General features: G+C 58.1%; 13 protein-coding genes. 4 read left to right on the top strand and 9 right to left on the bottom strand.

Translation table 11 applies throughout. The annotated features are described in order from the left end of the window. Positions 1–16: 16 nt before the first annotated feature. Positions 17–2227 (bottom strand): right-handed parallel beta-helix repeat-containing protein, encoded by a 2211-nt coding sequence (locus tag F451_RS0102165; protein ID WP_020679710.1) that lies wholly within the window; start codon positions 2225–2227, stop codon positions 17–19. A 542-nt stretch (positions 2228–2769) separates the two neighbouring features. On the opposite strand from F451_RS0102165, the gene F451_RS24565 reads away from it, so the two are divergent. Beyond that, positions 2770–3348, top strand: coding sequence for an arsenate reductase/protein-tyrosine-phosphatase family protein (locus F451_RS24565; RefSeq protein WP_020679708.1), 579 nt, complete (start codon positions 2770–2772; stop codon positions 3346–3348). Between the two features lie 2 nt (positions 3349–3350). Here the strand turns inward: F451_RS24565 and F451_RS0102150 are convergent, their stop codons facing one another. The 8 genes from F451_RS0102150 to F451_RS0102110 form a co-directional block, all read right to left on the bottom strand. Further along, on the bottom strand, positions 3351–4571 hold the full coding sequence (locus F451_RS0102150) for a carboxylate--amine ligase (protein ID WP_020679707.1): 1221 nt from the start codon (positions 4569–4571) through the stop codon (positions 3351–3353). 29 nt (positions 4572–4600) lie between these two features. Next, a complete protein-coding gene (locus F451_RS24560) occupies positions 4601–5593 on the bottom strand; it encodes a polysaccharide deacetylase family protein (RefSeq protein ID WP_020679706.1) in 993 nt (330 codons plus the stop codon). Between the two features lie 2 nt (positions 5594–5595). Continuing rightward, positions 5596–6984 (bottom strand): phenylacetate--CoA ligase family protein, encoded by a 1389-nt coding sequence (locus F451_RS24555; protein WP_020679705.1) that lies wholly within the window; start codon positions 6982–6984, stop codon positions 5596–5598. A gap of 3 nt (positions 6985–6987) precedes the next feature. After that, positions 6988–8142 carry a TIGR03088 family PEP-CTERM/XrtA system glycosyltransferase gene (locus tag F451_RS24550; RefSeq protein WP_020679704.1) on the bottom strand — a complete coding sequence of 385 codons (1155 nt, stop codon included), beginning with the start codon at positions 8140–8142 and terminating at the stop codon, positions 6988–6990. A 154-nt stretch (positions 8143–8296) separates the two neighbouring features. After that, positions 8297–9340 (bottom strand): glycosyltransferase, encoded by a 1044-nt coding sequence (locus tag F451_RS0102130; RefSeq protein WP_020679703.1) that lies wholly within the window; start codon positions 9338–9340, stop codon positions 8297–8299. A 49-nt stretch (positions 9341–9389) separates the two neighbouring features. Continuing rightward, a complete protein-coding gene (locus F451_RS0102125; protein ID WP_020679702.1) occupies positions 9390–10613 on the bottom strand; it encodes a TIGR04063 family PEP-CTERM/XrtA system glycosyltransferase in 1224 nt (407 codons plus the stop codon). Continuing rightward, positions 10610–12523, bottom strand: coding sequence for an XrtA/PEP-CTERM system amidotransferase (locus F451_RS0102120; protein ID WP_020679701.1), 1914 nt, complete (start codon positions 12521–12523; stop codon positions 10610–10612). The genes F451_RS0102125 and F451_RS0102120 overlap by 4 nt, the downstream gene beginning before the upstream one ends. Positions 12524–12663: 140 nt before the next feature. Further along, positions 12664–13875, bottom strand: a complete 1212-nt coding sequence (locus tag F451_RS0102110) for a TIGR03087 family PEP-CTERM/XrtA system glycosyltransferase (protein ID WP_020679699.1) — start codon at positions 13873–13875, stop codon at positions 12664–12666. Between the two features lie 265 nt (positions 13876–14140). Between F451_RS0102110 and F451_RS0102105 the strand changes: the two genes are divergently transcribed. The 3 genes from F451_RS0102105 to wecB all read left to right on the top strand — a co-directional run bounded on the left by F451_RS0102105 (position 14141) and on the right by wecB (position 16047). Beyond that, positions 14141–14581, top strand: a complete 441-nt coding sequence (locus F451_RS0102105) for a VanZ family protein (protein WP_020679698.1) — start codon at positions 14141–14143, stop codon at positions 14579–14581. Positions 14582–14669: 88 nt separating this feature from the next. Continuing rightward, on the top strand, positions 14670–14879 hold the full coding sequence (locus tag F451_RS28740) for a sugar phosphate nucleotidyltransferase (protein ID WP_156826346.1): 210 nt from the start codon (positions 14670–14672) through the stop codon (positions 14877–14879). Continuing rightward, entirely contained in the window at positions 14863–16047 is a 1185-nt protein-coding gene (gene wecB / locus F451_RS0102100; RefSeq protein ID WP_020679697.1) for a non-hydrolyzing UDP-N-acetylglucosamine 2-epimerase, read from the top strand. Before F451_RS28740 ends, wecB begins: the two co-directional genes overlap by 17 nt. Positions 16048–16063: the final 16 nt, after the last annotated feature.

Below are 16063 nucleotides of genomic sequence, written 5' to 3'. Positions count from 1 at the left end.
CGACTCTGAGTCGATGTCATCTTGGTAATAAATCGAATCCGGGTGATATGTCTGGTATCGGATTCAGGCCGGCTGCCTGACGACTTTTGAACAGGGTATTGTGATGGGACTCTTCCTCAATAGTGGTATCGCCTATTTCCTGCTCCAGCAGGTTATTGTTGCCTCGGTTGACAATGATGTTGTTGCTCAAGGATAGGCGTTTGACTCCGCTACGCCAGGTGAATAAACGGTTTTTGTTGGCTTCGGGCGTATCCCGGTCAAAGACGATCACACTATTCTGTATGTCGACATTGCCATCCAGCAAACCTTGACGGCAGTTCTGGGGTGTTTCAACACCGACGGAAATCAGGTCCTGGTTGTCAGTAAACGAGCTGCTTTGCAGCACAGAACTGTTCACCTGGAGGCTGCCTCCGCAGGACAGATCAATTACACGACTGTGATTACTTTGTAAGCCCAGTAATTGGCTGTTGGTGACCGTCGTGGATTTGGCCCGCGATTTGAGAAGATGGCCGAGATGTAGTGACCTTTGTAGTCTAGAGTTAACGATATTCAGGGTGTCTATGGCGCCGGCATAAATGATATGGCTTAAGCCTTTATGCTTGTAGTAGCCGATATCTTCAAAAACGCTGTCCTTTATGGAGAGTGTGCCGCCGTGGTTGTCGGTCATGACACCGATGGCGGTCTTGCGAATCGTGACGTTTTCCAGGCTGACATTAAAATTAACACCGGTTATGCGGATACCCGCAAGATTGCCGGTTTGTGCCGCACCGACCTCGGCGTTGCCTTCGAAGTTACGTATCGTGACCCGTCCAGCGGTGTTATTAATGTTCAGCAGCCCTTTGCCGCCAGAGACTTCCATCAATTCTACGTCCTCGAGATCCAATGTCAGGGGCTTGTCAATGCGCAGCCCATAGGGATACAGTCCTGCCGGCAATTTCAACGTCGAGTTGTCTTCTGCCCGGTCAACTATTTTTTGAATATTGATATCCGAGAGTTGGCGTTCGAGTTTCGAATCGTCCGGATGCTTGTATATCCAGATGCCGTGGCTGTAACTGGAAATGCCTGCAAAATAGTTATTGCCCAGATGAACCCACTTGCCATAGACCCGCCCTTTCATGCCCCCATAGGGTCCATTTTCAGCCCAGTTGATGGTACGCCATACCGGGGATGGATCATCGGGATTGAACATAAAAAGGCGGGTGGTACCATCCCACATGACAATATTACCGTGCAGATCAAACGCCAGGGACTTGCCGGTTCTCATCGGCAGCTTAATGTCCTGCACGATCCTGCCGGAAGTATCGACGGCAACCAGGCTGTCAAGGTAAAGGCTCCAGACCCATTTCCGGTGCGAATCATAGACGGCGTTGCCACCTCGACTCTTGTGGTCGTCGTGGAAGAGTTGCGGGTCTTGCAGTTGACCGTTTTTATCCTGGTTAACCTTGAACAACTGTTCGTAGCTGCCCAGTATCAGTGTGCCGTCCGGTAACTGAACACTCCTGGCCTTGGGCCAAGTATAGTCACCGATACGCCTCCAGCTCAGGGGCGCCAGGCCATTACGGGTTTCGGATTCCGAGGGATTGAATTCATATTGGTGGAGATCGCTCCCGTCCTGCAAAAAGGTATCCTGGGTGGCATTGTCGTCGTCCCTGATTTGGGCGCCGTTGGCCGGCTGGTCGGCCAGTAATATCATCGTGCCGGTGGTGCGATTGAACAGGAGTCCATCGTTAATGTAAGAGGCCGGCGGTACAGTGCGAATATCCGGGATCCAGAAGCGGCGTTTTTTGAAGGTGGTCCAGTGATCCAGGGGGCTGGGGTTGGTGAGTCTTTTCCAGCTACCGTCCGTTAATGAAAAGCGGTAGACCTCGTTACCACCGTAGTCCCTGCCGCCGCCACCCATAAAATAAAACGTCTTTTTGTCGCTATCCCAGGCGGCACTGCTCCAGGCGATGAGTACGGCTTTGGGTCCCAGTGAGTGTTGGATACGGGGCTGCTTGGCGGGCCAGACATTGCTGATACCGGGATTATCCTGGCTTACTCGGAGTTCACACCAACCACCATTCAGGTCCTTTAAGACGGCCATGCAGTCGGCCAGGTTTCTGCCGGTTTGGGCGTCGCTGGCCTGGTCGGTCTGTGTTGTGTGGCCAGGTAAATCATCACTGCCAACCAGGTTCATGGCCAGTAATACAACGATGATCAAGCTGGCGCCGAGTAAAGTGGCTCTCATGCCATCTGGTCTCCAGATGTTTCATTGTGTTGGGTTCACGACAGAGTTTAGTCGTTAATCAGGCTAGCCATGCGGGCGTTTTGAGTTATCGGTTGTGATTGAATGCGGATGCTGTCAGGCGCTCGCCTGCACTGGTAGTGCACCAACTGGTGCACGAAGTGATCGTTGGCGATCAGGATTTTGAGGGGCACGGGTGTTGCCGAGTACCTGGCTGGCATCCGTTTCCAGGAAAAGGGACGGCCCGTTGCTATGGCGCTCAGCGCGGACGGCGCAGCCGTCCTATAATCCAAGTTCTGGATCTATATCCATGGATTGCGCATAAGATGACGTCAAGCCTGCAGGCCTAACCCTTGCAGGATGAACACAGGCCAGACGGTGGCCCGGCAGGGCAAATACGCCGTTTTTCCGGCACGTGCCGGCTGTGTTCCACCAAGGGCAACGCTACAGCTTCTGCTACCGGGATCGGAACCTGTCGAAGATAGCCGAATCTCGGATATGAGCCGTACCCAACATTAGAAGCCGGAACAGAAGCCGAATGAACAATGCCCTATATCCATGACAACTTTGCCAGTTTCAAGGGCCTTGTGCGCCTGCTGCTCACAGAGACGGGAGCCCGTGTTGGCCTGGACGATGAATACCGGCAGGTCGATTTTGCCAGGGTAGAGCGTCTGGTATTCGTCTGTCTCGGGAATATCTGCCGAAGTCCCTTTGGGGAATACGTGGCCCGTGGTCATGGTATCCCCAGCGCAGGTTTCGGCCTGTCGACGACCACCGGTGTGCCGGCTTTCGACCTCGGCGTGGAAACGGCGCTGGAGCGAGGGGTGGACATGCGTTCCCACCAGACCACGGATTTTGCCGATTTCAAGGTGCGGGACACGGATCTGTTATTGGTGATGGAGTTGCGCCATGCGCACCAACTGAAAGGTATGCTGGGCGAAAGCCGTGCGCAAATTGCGCTGCTTGGGAACTGGGCCCGGCCCAGACGGTTACATATTCATGATCCTCATATACACGGCAAGGCCTATTTCGAACATTGTTACGCCGTTATCGAGAATGCTACCGAGAACCTGATCAAACAGTACCTGGCTCACCGGTTGTTCCGGCCACCGGAGGTGGGGTGATCTTAGCGGCGCATCAATTTTCGCGCCATGGCGGCCCAGTCGGCCAGCAAGGGCATGGGATCTGACAGGCTGAAGATGTAATAGCGCATCCTGGGGTTGAAATAGCCGCCGATAAAACACGCTACCTCTTTGAATGGGCTGAACTTCAGACTTCGGTCCCTTATCTTCTGTGGTTGAAAGATTATACGAATCAAACGCTTGAGCTCGATCAGGGTATTGCGGCACTGGATGTCATCCCGTACCGGTTCGATTGCCAAAGGCACTTGCCCCAGCCCCAGCACCTGGTAGCTGTACCAGCCGAAGGGCGCATTGGAGTAGTACGCCAGTGGCAGGCTTCCCCAGAACCGCCCATTGATCTCCATCAGCACCGCGCGGTCATTATGTTCATCGTACCGGTATTCCACCATCGCAGGGCCCTCCCAGTCGAGCTTTCGCAGCAAGGCGATCGATTTCTCCTGTAGTGCACGATGTTGATCAAGCGGCACTCCCGCACAGAGTGACGAGAATCCGCCTTCGGGAGGCCATTCGTGGAGGCGTCTATGCTGAAATCGCAGCAGGTCCTTACCCTGGTGCATAAAGAAAAACTGGCCCAGGCCGTAACCTGGGCAGTACGCCTGAATCATCGGAAACCGGCCCAGCGGCGCGTAGCGCCCGAGCTGCTCGGCCAGCTCATCGGCGTTTTGGCAGTAGATAATCTTCTCGATCGCGAGACCGTGGCGTTGGCTGTCCTGCATCACCTCATGGGGGTTGCGCCATTTCAGGATCACCGGGTAGCTGAGCGAAGGGGCAAGGGCGGAAAGCTCCGTCAGGTCCTCGATGGCGTGGCTTTCAGGCGAAAGGATGCCAACCTGGGTCGCAACGCTGGCGGTGCCCTGCTTGTCGAGCACCCTGTCGATGGTCGCCTGACTGGGAATCAGCGGTGTCAGCCCCTCGAGGCGGTCGCGACAGCGATTGAGGAACAGAATATCGGTCTCGGACACGCAGAGCAGGAAGCGGGCGCCCGTGGTCCTGGCGACCTGGTTGAGAAACTCGATCTGCTGTGTTTCATCGCCCCCTGGCCAGAGGAAGCCCTCCCGCGCATAGCGTGACCGCAGCCCAATCGAGCCTCTTGAGCGCCCGATGGCGATCACGTAACAGTTTCGTCGGCCCAGTTCCCGTATCAGGGACAGGCCGATCTGGGTATCGGTACCGAGAATAATGACTTTGTCCTGCGCATCTTTCATAACGGGGGATATCGAACCTTTCGTGTGGGTCAGTAGGCCCATACCCAATCGTTGATCCGGTTGTGGAGTTTGCGGCCGATACTGAACACCGAGGGGATCTGTACGAACGGCTGCTCTAGCTCCGATTCAAGCCAGGCTGTCCGTTGGTTGGCAAAGTTGACGGCGACAAAATCCTGTTCGTATCGGTTGATGAACTGACACAACTTTTCCAGGCGCCTCTGGTTGACTCGGTTACGTGTCACCCGGGTGTATCTGAAGTCCGATTTCTTGATGAATTCAAACGGATGGGTCAGCAGTATGACCTGCTCAACGCCGGCTCTGCGTGCAGCCCAAAGCAAATGCCGCATCTCCGGCCAGGAGCAACTGGTGATCTGCAGTGACTTCTTGTGGGCGCCAAAGAGGTTGCTGTCCCGGTAGGTAAACACCGGCAGTTCCATGACACCCTGTATTCGCCGCCGGCCTGAGTCCAGTTGCAGCTCCGGCTCACCAGGTCGGAAAATGCCCAGGGCTATATTGGATGCCATGGGGATGCCAGCTTCGAACATGGCACGATAGACGTTGAGATCGGCGCGCAGGCTCCCAGTGCGCAGCGCGAAGGGGCGGTGCCCGGCCCAGCGCTCATAGATATCGGCGCAGACGGTGATGACGCGCAGTATCTCCTCGTACCTGCGCCCGTCACAGTTATCGTGGCGGGGGAACTGCTCGCGGCCCTGGGCAAAGCTCAGCCAGACGGGATGGATATGCATCTGGGTGTCCAGACCGGCTGCCTGCAGCTGCCTCACAACGCTACGCATCGGTTCGTCGCCGAAGTAGAAGTAGTTGGCGCACTCGACAAAGAAGGTGGCGGTAATCTTGTAGCGGGCAAGGGTGTCGAGAAGGAACTCAAGGCCCTGTCGCTTGTTCCGGTCATGGCCATAGATGACCGGCTCGGCCAAAGGAGCATAACGTTCCGGATCTTGAAAGTGGCCGGCAATGCTGAATTCGGTATCAACCGTGATACAGATCTGTGTCCGTGTCTGCATGGTCAGGGACTCTGTTCGGTTGCGCCGGCGAGGCTAGGGTATTCGCTGCACCGATTTACAATGTACTTGAACTTGCCATTTTGTTCCACGGCGATGGCGGCAGTGCGCTGAATAGCAATCTCGGCATCGCCGCCTACTACGTCGAGAAGTCTCGCCCTGAGGCCAGACTGGTCGGGCTGCGCGCCGTCGCGGCACACCAGCTTGAGTTCAAACTGTCGGGGGCTGTGCTGGATGAATTGGAATTGGGCGACAGCCGCGTCTTCGCGCACAATGTTACCGATGTAGGCGCCGTGAACCGGGGAGCCGTCCGTGGCGCGGAGCAGGTCGTTGGCGCGACCGATCACGTCTGTCAATATGGGCAGCTGGCGTCCACAGGCGCAGGGTTCAGTGGAGAGAATACCGATATCACCGGTACGGTAACGGATCATTGGGAATGCTCGGGTGGCCATGTGGGTGACGACGATCTCACCCGATGTACCAACGGGAACGGGGTTCTGCTGATCGTCGAGAATTTCGACGACAATGTCCTCGGCACTGAGGTGCAGGCGTCCCTGCGGGCATTCATGGGCGATAAAGCCTGCATCGCGACTGCCGTAACCATTCGCTACGGGGGCTTTGAATACGTGCTCTATCAGCTGCCGCTGATGATCGTACAGCTTTTCCGCCGTGCAAAATATGACCTTGAGGGAGCCGGCGTCATAGCAACGTTTCTGTTGCAGGGCGGCCTCGGCCAGGAGTGACAGAATCGACGGGTAGCCGTAGATCATGGCGGGGCTATAGGCCTGGAGGCGGTCGAACAGGGCCATGAGTGCATCGCCCCGCAGATGTCTGGCGGGGAACAGGCGTGATCGTATCAGTCGGTCACGGATCTGCCTGGCCAGACCCTGAGCACCGAGTTCGATGTCCGAGCCCCAGACAACGGCTTCGGGGTCTCCGATATCCAGGCCCCACCAGCGGGTTGCCCGCCATTTGGCGGCGATATCGTGGCTGATCCGCTCCTTGCCGATGGCAAATTCCAGCGGCTGCCCGCTGGACCCGGAGGTCTTCATAAACCTCACAGGCTGATCGGAACGGGAGAGCAGCTGGTCTCGATTCGCACGGATCAGCTCCTTGGTCAGGCAGGGGATGCGCAAGAGGATCTCCGGCTCGCCAAAGCTGGCAGGCGAGAGTCCGCGGGCTCTGAACTGGTCGGCATAATAAGGGTTGATGGCATTCACGTCGGTCAGGAAGTGCTGCAGCCGTGTGTGACAACGGGCCTGCAGCACATCCCGGGTAAACCATTGGCTTTCCTCCAGGGCATTTCTCAGTTGCACACTCTTGTGGCCCTTCAGCCCTTCGTGAAGGGGAAACAGGCAATCGGCGACCAGCCATGTGTAAAGGGCTCGCGTCATGACTCAGGTACGCCCGAGATTCTGATCATGGCTTCTGCTCCCGGTCACCGCAGCTGACTGTTGCTGGTAAAGGTGATGATAGCGCTCGGCCATGGTTGCAAGGCTGAAATGCTGCTCCGCCCGTAAGCGGCTGTTATTACCCTGCATGCGCAGCAATTCCGGGTTCTCGATATACTGCCAAAGCGCCTCAGTAAGCTCTTCGACGTTGTCGTTTGCTGTGATCTGGCCATTGAATCCGGGCTCTACCAGTTCTCTCGCGCCGCCAACATCGGTGCTGATGACCGCCAGGCCTGAAGCCATGGACTCGAGAATGGTGTTGGATATTCCTTCAGCGAAGGACGGCTGGACGTACAGTGACAGACCGGACATGACTTCTGGAATATTGTCACTGGCGCCAGGTAGGGAAACCCGTTCCTCGATGTTGAGGGATCTGGCCTGCGCGACCAGTTGCTCGCGGCAGGGGCCGTCGCCAACGATGATGAGGCGTAACCGGTCGCGGCGATTACCTGCCTTGTCCAGCAACTGTGCGAAGGCCCGAATCAGCAACTGGTGATTCTTGACCCTGGCCAGGCGTCCAATCGAGCCGATGACCCACCTCTCTTCCGTCAGTGGCGCTACTTTTGAAGGGCGCCTGGGTTGAAATTGGCTGATATCGACACCGTTGCAGATGCGTTCGATGCGCTTGGGCGAGATACCCACCCGCCCGGTGAGATAACCTTCGGTTTCAGCCGAAAGGGCGACGTAGCGGCTGATGAGGGGGCTGAACAGTTTACGGATGAGCGCTGGCTTCATGCGGGTCTTGGCGTCCTCCGAATCCCAGCCGTGTTCGCCGTGTATCCGGACGGGCACACGAGCCAGCCAGGCGATCGCCTGGCACTCGAGGGTATTCAGGTTTCGGGTATGGACGATGTCCGGGCGAAGCTCTCGAAGCAGGCCGTAAAGGCGCTTGAGGTAGCCGATATCCTTACCGGGGGCTTTGTCCAGCGAGTGGATGGAGACGTCGTCGGCCCGAATCCTGCCGAAGAACTCGGGATTGTAGCCCGACAGGCAGAGAATTGTGTGTCGATAACCGGCGCTGGGAAGACAATTGAGAACATTAACGATGCCGTTTTCAAGGCCACCGATGTCAAACCGGAATACGATATGGCAGATATGCATCAATGCGGTCCATTCTGTCTTGCACGCTAAAAAGGCTTGCTGGTGTTTAGAGATTAGTCTGGATGATGGCTTTTGGTTGCCAGACCGGCCAATACTTGACCGTCCCCAACGGCCTCCGTCGATGCCGGTTGCTGCACGCCACTATCGAAAGCATTCATTTTTTCGTCTCAATGACCTGCTGGTAGGTGCTTAACAGGTCCCGTTTCACCGAGTCCCAATGAAATCGACGGCTAAATTCCAGCCCGGTGGATTTCAGGCGGTCTCGCAGATCATCATCTTCAAGTACACGCAGGGTGGCCGCTGCCAGCGCGGCGGGGTCATCCAGGTCCACCAGTAGCGCCGTTTCCCCGTCGGTGACCAGCTGAGGAATGCCGCCGGCACGGGTGGAAACCACGGGCAGGGCGCTGCCAAGGGCTTCGATGATGGAGTTGGGCGAGTTATCCACCCGACTGGGGTTGAGCAGAAGATCGGCTTGTCGGTACAGCTCGGCCACCTCCTGACGCGCCAGCCGGCCGCGGAACTCAACCCGATCAGCCACCCCCAGGTCCTCTGCCAGGCGCTGGAGTGCGGCCCGCTCAGGGCCTGAGCCGGCGATTAGCAGCCGAACCCCGGGAAACCGCGCCTGCACGACGGGCAGTGCCTGCAAGGCCAAATCGATGCCATAGATCAGCTCCAGGTTACGGGTAATGAGCAGGACCGGTCCTGGGGAGGCGGGTGAAGGCCTGGGTTTTGCCGGGTAGGCTGGGGAAAAACGGGCTGGATCCAGCGTATTGGGGATGATGCGTGCCGATAGCTGGTGTCTGGCGAACACCTCGGCAAGAAATCCCGAAGGCACTACACAGGCGCTGGCACGGCGCAGCGTGGGTCTGATCCAGCGCCAGTCGCGGTCGAAGAACGCCGCGGCGTTCCCCCCACGGTAGTTGACGACAATTGGCGTGCCTCGCAGGTAAGCGACCCAGATTGCGGGGGTTGCGAACAGGTACCAGGACCATCCCGAGTTGGCCATCAGGTGAACCACGTCGGGGCCTCCGAGCTTGCACCAAAGCACTCGAAGGTAAGACAACAGGCGAAACAGCGCCCGCAGGCCCCGCCAGCGGCCAATCCATGCCGGGCGGTAGGGCGGGTTGACGGCGACCAGTGTGACCTGGGCTCCCTCTTGTTCCAGCAGGCGGCAGAGCTCCGCCGTCTGGCTGGCCATTCCCCCGGCGGGTGGAGGTACCGGGCCTATCACACAGATGCGAAGGGCATCAAACGCCATCAATTGCGCAAGCCCCCGCAACAGCCGCGTAAATGCGTTGGTATCGACCTACGCTTGCGACCCAGTTGCGCTCCTGTTCGACAAACTCGCGCCCTCGAGTCACCAGGCTTTCGTAGGAGGCAGTATTGAGGAACATCGATTCGATGGCGTTTGCCAGAGCTGCCGGATTGTTGGCGGCGAACAGGTAGCCGTTTTCCCCGTGGGTTATCAGCTCCTTGTGCCCCCCTACGTCGGAGGCCAGTACTGGCTTACCCTGTGCCATGGCCTCCATGGGTTTGAGGGGGGTCACCAGTTCCGTCAGACGCATGGATTTGCGGGGATAGACCAGCGCGTCGAGCACACTGTAATAGCTGGCGACCTGCTGGTGGGGCACTCGCCCTGTAAAGATGATCCGGTCGTTGACGCCCAGGTCACAGGCCAATTGTTTGAGAAAGGCTTCCTGGGGGCCACCGCCGACCAGAAACACCCGCAGGTTTGGCAGGGCGGCACGGAGCTGGTCGACGGCCTGAATCAAAATATCCAGGCCTTCGTATTCGTAAAAGGAACCGATAAAGCCGATTACAGGCTGGTCATTCAAACCATGCAATTGAAGAATTTCCGCGGATTTTCCGGTCAGCAGCGGAAACTGCTCCAGATCGACTGCGTTGGGAATGGTGGTGATGCGTTGTGCCGGGACTCCCCTGGCGATGATATCTTGCCGAAGACCCTGGCAGATGCAGGTCACCGCGTCGGCGCGTTTGAGTACATGGGTTTCAAGCGCTCGGGTGAGGCGGTAGCGTATGCCGCCTTCGGAGCTGGTGCCAAGATTGACGGCGGCGTCTTCCCAGAATGCCCGCACCTCGTAAACCAGTGGCAGGCGGGCTTTTCGCGCGGCGTGCAGGGCGGCAATCCCGTTGAGGGCCGGCGAGTGGGCGTGGATGATATCCGGCCTTTCCCAATCAATAACCTCCGCGATCTTGCGGCTCAATACCGGAATGATGGCCAATTGATTGACAAAGGGTACTGCTTCTAGCCAACCGGGGATGTCTTCACAGCGGTAGAAGTCCAGACCCTCCACCTGCTCTTTTGACGCGGCGGCGCTTCCTTGTTTGGGGCTGGTAAGGTGACAGGTTTGCAGTCCCTGAGCGCGCTGGTTTTCCAGGATCGCACGACTGCGAAACGTATAGCCGCTATGCAAGGGAATGGAATGGTCAAAAATGTGCAGTATCTTCATGCCGCGGCTACCTGGTCGCCGGTCATCGAGCGTCTGATGCTGGCCTCGAACATCAGCAACGCCCAAAGCGTAACGCTGTGATCGCTCGTTCCGCGGATATGTTCGTCGGCGAGGCGCTCCAGCGTCTTCTGATTGAAGATTCCCAGGGTCTGCAGATGCCCCTGCAGGATGCGTTGGCGCAGGGTGTCGGCCAGAGGGCCACGTATCCAGCGAGCGACGGGCACACCAAATCCCATCTTGGGTCTGTAGAGCACGTTGCGCGGCAGGTGTGGTTCCAGCGCGCGCTTGAATATGTGTTTGCCCTCTCTGCGGTGCAGTTTCAGGCGTGCGGGAATGCGGTTGGCCCAGCCCAAAAATTCGTGGTCCAGGAGCGGCACCCGCACCTCCAGGCTGTGGGCCATGCTGGCGCGATCTACCTTGGTGAGGATGTCGCCGGGCAGGTAGGTCTTCATATCCAGATACTGGATCAGCGACAGCGGGTCGTCGCCATCGAACTGCTGTTGATAGCCTTCGAACACCTCCAGGGGACGGTAGCCGTTCAGTCGCTTGTTGAATTCGGGCGTGAACAGTTGCTTGAAAACCGGCTCTGGCGTGAAGGATACAGTATGCAGATAGGCGGCCAGCGCCTCGCGCTGCAGGGCCTGGAAAGTCGACTTGGCACGCAGATACCTGGGCGCCCGGTCCAGTTTGGGGTAGTAGTTGCCCAGCAGGCCGAACACCGGCTGGCGAATCGCCGACGGGACCAGGCCGCGGATACGCTCCTCGAGCAGATGCCAGCGGTAGCGCCGATAGCCCGCGAACAGCTCGTCGCCGCCGTCGCCGGACAGGCAAACCGTTACCCGCTTTTTGGCCTGCTCGCAGACCCGGTAGGTCGGGATCGCCGAGCTGTCGGCGTAGGGTTCGTCGTAGAGGCCCGATAGGGTGTCGAGCAGGCCGAAATCGTCCACTGCCACCTGGTGCTCCTGGTGATTGGTCTGGTAGCGCTCGGCCACCTGGCGTGCGAACTCGGTTTCGTTGAAGCTGGGAACATCGAAACCGATGGAGCAGGTGTTGACCGGCTGCTCCATCAACCCGGCCATCAGGGCAACCACGGCACTGGAGTCGACCCCGCCGGAGAGGAAGGCGCCGATCGGTACCTCGGCGACAAGACGGATCCCAACCGCCTCGCGCAGCCGTTCGATCAGCTCCTCATCGAGTTGCCGTTGGTCGCGGACCGTAAAGGGGTCGGCAAAGCTGGCGTCCCAGTACTGCTCGATAGTGGGTTGAGTCTGGCCCCGTTCCAGCAGCAGCGTATGGCCCGGTGGCAGTTTGTGGACACCGGCCAAGATCGATTTGGGGTCAGGTATGTAGCCAAAGGTGAAGTAGTCGGCAATGGCGCGGGAGTCGAGCTGACGGTCGAGCTGTGGCAGACACTGCAGTGCCTTTAGCTCGGAGGCAAAGGCCAGCTGGCGGCCATTGATCAGGCTGTAGTAGAGCGGTTTGATTCCCAGCCGGTCGCGGGCGATGAAGAGTTGCTCGCTGTTCTTATCCCAGATGGCAAAGGCGAACATGCCGCGCAGTCTCTTGACGCACGCCTTGCCCCAGACCTTCCAGGCTTGCAGGATGACCTCGGTGTCCGAGTGGGTGCGAAATCCAGCGCCGAGACCTATGAGCTCTTCACGCAGGGATGCAAAGTTGTAGATCTCGCCGTTGAAGACGATGACCGCGTTGTTCTCGACGTTGACCAGCGGCTGCTGGCCGCTGGCGATGTCGATGATCGACAGGCGTCGGTGGGCCAATCCCAGGGGGCCGGCAATGTAGGTGTCGCCGGCGTCCGGCCCGCGGTGGATCTGGATGTCGTTCATTTGTTGTAGCTGTCCGGCGTCGACCGATTGGAGATCCAGATTAAGCAGTCCAGCGATTCCGCACATAAAGGCTCCTTAATCCGAGGCTACGTTTGAGGCGTGCTCAAGGCCTCGGTATCTTGCTACCCAAGTATCCAGGCCACCGGTGCCGAAGCGGCTTTGGATATGGGCGATATGGGTGATATCGGTGAAAGGGCCGGGGATCTTCATGTCGCGGCGCCTTCCAGCAAGGTCGACAGCGGGCCCAGCGTTTTTTCCCAGCCGAACTGGTTGACGACCCAGGCTCTGTTGGCTGTGTTGTTCCCGGGGTATTGCCGCTCCAGCAGGCGGTTACAGGCGCTGGCGAAGTCGCCGGGCGAGTCGGCGATCTCGAGACAGAGGCCCGAGTGGTGATGAATCCCCTCCATGGCCATGGAAGTGGCCACGATCGGCTTGCCCATGGCCATGGCTTCCAGCACCTTGTTCTGAATGCCTCGAGCAATTTGCAGGGGGGCCACCACCAGTTCTGCGTCATGCAAATAGGGCCGAACGTCCAGCACACGTCCGGTTACATGGACCCCGGGTAAGCGTTCGAGCGCGCGGGTTTCTGCCGTGGGGTTGCCGCCGACGATATAAAAATTAAGGTCAGGGTATCGTTGTTTTAATCTGGGCCACACCTGCTGACAAAACCAGCCTGTGGCGTCGACATTGGCCCAGTAATCCATAGCCCCGGTAAACACCAGGTAGGGGCTCTGACAGCAGATTTCCGGGGCGTCAAAACCTGTCGACGGATTGAAGTAATGCGTATCGACGCCGTTTAGCAGGTGAACCACCTTGGACGCCAGGGAGGCGGGAAGCTGGTTGCAGAACAGGCGCGCCTCTTCGTTGGAGACGAACACGCAGTTGTCGAAAATCTGGGCAATTCGATTTTCATAACGGCGCAGAGTACGGTGCTCGCGCAGGTAAACCCACCGGGCGAGGCCGTGTTTTTTATCTGCGTACTGCGCCCATTTGTCGGAATCCACATCCACGAAATCGATCACCCGTTTCAGGTGGGAGAAACGCTTCCCTTCCAGGTACTGCGCCATCGATGAGGAGAACACCAGCGCGCGCTCGATGGCGTGCTGCTCGATCGTTCGAGTGACCCACTGCTGCATCTGTGAAGTTCGATAGTAGGGAAGGGTGATCGGCTTGCCGCGGGTCAAGGCCTCAAGTCCCTTGAAATAGCGCGAAGACTTTTTGAGCGGTACGCAGTTAATAGATTCGCAGAACGGTAGCAGTTTATCGGCGTGCTCCCAATCCAGAGGGTCATCGACGAAACAGCCGAGATGCACCTTGTACTGCCTGGCAAGCGCCTGCAGCAGATGATAGGAGCGGATCTTATCGCCCTTGTTGGGTGGATAAGGAATGCGGTGGACCAGAAAGACAATATGCTCCATTTCCCCTGATTCCTTAGCCCGATGCCTGACGCTTATTTCTCTAGTGCTGGAGTTTGTGCCGCCAGCGGTGTGGAGCCCGCATTCTCCTGTTTACATGAGTTAGGCGAAGGTCAGACCGGCAGCGTACTGTGGCGCCAGTGCTTGGTTGCGCGGCACGGATCAGTCTAGGCTATGGACTGCCTGCGTGCAAAAATGCAGTTGTCCCACCATGGTTAGACGAGGTCGGGCAGGATTCGGGGTAACCTGTACAACAGGGAGTTTCTGTGTGGACATCAATTTCAAAAGATCGATGAAAAACAGCGGGCGACGGCGGCTGGTACATTGCGCCGGGACCCTGAGCGCTGCGCTGGCCTACATGGCGCTGCTGCATCGGCTGTCGTCGATTCCGGGCAAGGTGGAATCGCCAGGGGCTGTAGATCTTGTCTACTTTGCCTTGACGCCTGCGATTCAGAACCTGCTACATATCCCTGCTTTCGCGGTGTTGGCAGTACTTTGGCGCCATGTGCTGCCGAAAACGGCCGGGGGAGCAGTCGCGGTGCTGCTGCTGACGGGCGGGTATGGGGCTTACGATGAGTGGTTCCAGATGGGGATTCCCGGGCGTTATGGCAGCCTGGCCGATTGGGCGCTGGACCTGTTTGGTGCACTGCTGGGAATCGCACTCTACCGTTACCTGTTCGTGCGCGCGCAAAGCCCCGGCCATGGATAATTGCCTAATACTTTGTTGACTCCTGAACCGTCGCCTATGCTTTGCTTCAGGCCTGAGTTCCATGCCGATAGTCAATGAAGGATAGAATATGGTACCCGTCATTTTCCCCGGCGGACCCGGAACCCGGCTTTGGCCGCTTTCCAGCAAGCAGTACTCCAAGCAACTTTCCCCCGCTACGGCTGGCCAAGCCAGACAGGCTGCTAGCATCGATAGTCCAACGACAGACCACCGAGAAAACGCCGACACTCGTCAAATAACCTCTACAGGAGGTAGTCGCGGTGATGAAAGATCCGATTAAGATACTGCTGGTGTTTGGTACCCGCCCTGAAGCGATCAAGATGGCGCCGGTGGTGCAGGCACTGCAAGCGGACGCACGTTTTGAGGCCCGGGTCTGCGTTACCGCCCAGCACCGGCAGATGCTGGATCAGGTCCTGGCGCTGTTCCAGATCATTCCCGATTACGACCTGAATATCATGAAACCCGGGCAGGACCTGACCGAAGTGACCTGTGCCGTACTGAGTGGCTTAGGCCCCGTGCTGCAAGCCTTTGAGCCGGCCAGGGTCCTGGTGCACGGCGATACGACCACGACGCTGGCCGCCACCCTGGCAGCCTATTATCGACAGATTCCCGTCGGGCATGTCGAAGCTGGACTGCGCACCGGCGACCTCTACTCGCCCTGGCCGGAAGAGGCGAATCGCAAGCTGACCGGCGCCCTCACCGACCTGCATTTCGCGCCCACCGAGATGGCCAGGGCCAACCTGCTGCGAGAAGGCATCGCACAGACCCGTATCCGGGTCACCGGCAATACCGTGATAGACGCGCTGCTTGTCGTCCAGGGGAAACTCAGGCGAGATTCGCAGTTACGGGCGCAGATGCAACAGCTGTTCCCTTTTCTAAACCCGGTTGAGAGTGACGGTGACGGAGGTCCTGAAGGTAAAAGAATCATCCTGGTGACCGGCCATCGCCGGGAAAGCTTTGGTGGTGGTTTTGAAAGAATCTGTAGCGCGCTGGGCGAACTGGCGGGCCGCGATGATGTCGAGATTGTCTATCCGGTACACCTGAACCCTCAGGTGCGGGAACCGGTGTTTCGCATCCTGAGCGGCAAAAAGAATGTCCACCTGATCGAGCCCCTCGAGTATCTGCCCTTTGTTTTCCTGATGAGTCGGGCCCATATCATTTTGACCGACTCTGGTGGGGTTCAGGAAGAAGCGCCGTCACTGGGCAAGCCGGTGCTGGTGATGCGCGACACAACCGAAAGGCCGGAAGCGGTCAGCGCCGGGACGGTCAGGCTGGTAGGCACCGACATTGACCGGATCATGACCGAAACCTGCGAACTGCTCGATGATGAGGACGCCTACCGGGCGATGAGTTTCGCCCATAATCCCTACGGGGATGGGAAAGCCAGTGAACGTATTTGCCAGACGATCGTCGATGCTCATGGCCAAACGCTAAAAAGCTCGCTTTGATGGGGCCTGTATACCT

It is taken from the genome of Marinobacterium rhizophilum DSM 18822, from assembly GCF_000378045.1.
GTDB classification, from domain to species: domain Bacteria; phylum Pseudomonadota; class Gammaproteobacteria; order Pseudomonadales; family Balneatricaceae; genus Marinobacterium_A; species Marinobacterium_A rhizophilum.
This window is presented reverse-complemented; position numbering and strand designations above follow the sequence as displayed.

What these genes read in the sequence shown, in the direction of transcription:
- F451_RS0102165 (WP_020679710.1), bottom strand. Translation starts at nt 2,227, where the DNA reads ATGAGAGCCACTTTACTCGGCGCCAGCTTGATCATCGTTGTATTACTG.
- F451_RS24565 (WP_020679708.1), top strand. Translation starts at nt 2,770, where the DNA reads ATGCCCTATATCCATGACAACTTTGCCAGTTTCAAGGGCCTTGTGCGC.
- F451_RS0102150 (WP_020679707.1), bottom strand. Translation starts at nt 4,571, where the DNA reads ATGAAAGATGCGCAGGACAAAGTCATTATTCTCGGTACCGATACCCAG.
- F451_RS24560 (WP_020679706.1), bottom strand. Translation starts at nt 5,593, where the DNA reads ATGCAGACACGGACACAGATCTGTATCACGGTTGATACCGAATTCAGC.
- F451_RS24555 (WP_020679705.1), bottom strand. Translation starts at nt 6,984, where the DNA reads ATGACGCGAGCCCTTTACACATGGCTGGTCGCCGATTGCCTGTTTCCC.
- F451_RS24550 (WP_020679704.1), bottom strand. Translation starts at nt 8,142, where the DNA reads ATGCATATCTGCCATATCGTATTCCGGTTTGACATCGGTGGCCTTGAA.
- F451_RS0102130 (WP_020679703.1), bottom strand. Translation starts at nt 9,340, where the DNA reads ATGGCCAGCCAGACGGCGGAGCTCTGCCGCCTGCTGGAACAAGAGGGA.
- F451_RS0102125 (WP_020679702.1), bottom strand. Translation starts at nt 10,613, where the DNA reads ATGAAGATACTGCACATTTTTGACCATTCCATTCCCTTGCATAGCGGC.
- F451_RS0102120 (WP_020679701.1), bottom strand. Translation starts at nt 12,523, where the DNA reads ATGTGCGGAATCGCTGGACTGCTTAATCTGGATCTCCAATCGGTCGAC.
- F451_RS0102110 (WP_020679699.1), bottom strand. Translation starts at nt 13,875, where the DNA reads ATGGAGCATATTGTCTTTCTGGTCCACCGCATTCCTTATCCACCCAAC.
- F451_RS28740 (WP_156826346.1), top strand. Translation starts at nt 14,670, where the DNA reads ATGGTACCCGTCATTTTCCCCGGCGGACCCGGAACCCGGCTTTGGCCG.
- wecB (WP_020679697.1), top strand. Translation starts at nt 14,863, where the DNA reads ATGAAAGATCCGATTAAGATACTGCTGGTGTTTGGTACCCGCCCTGAA.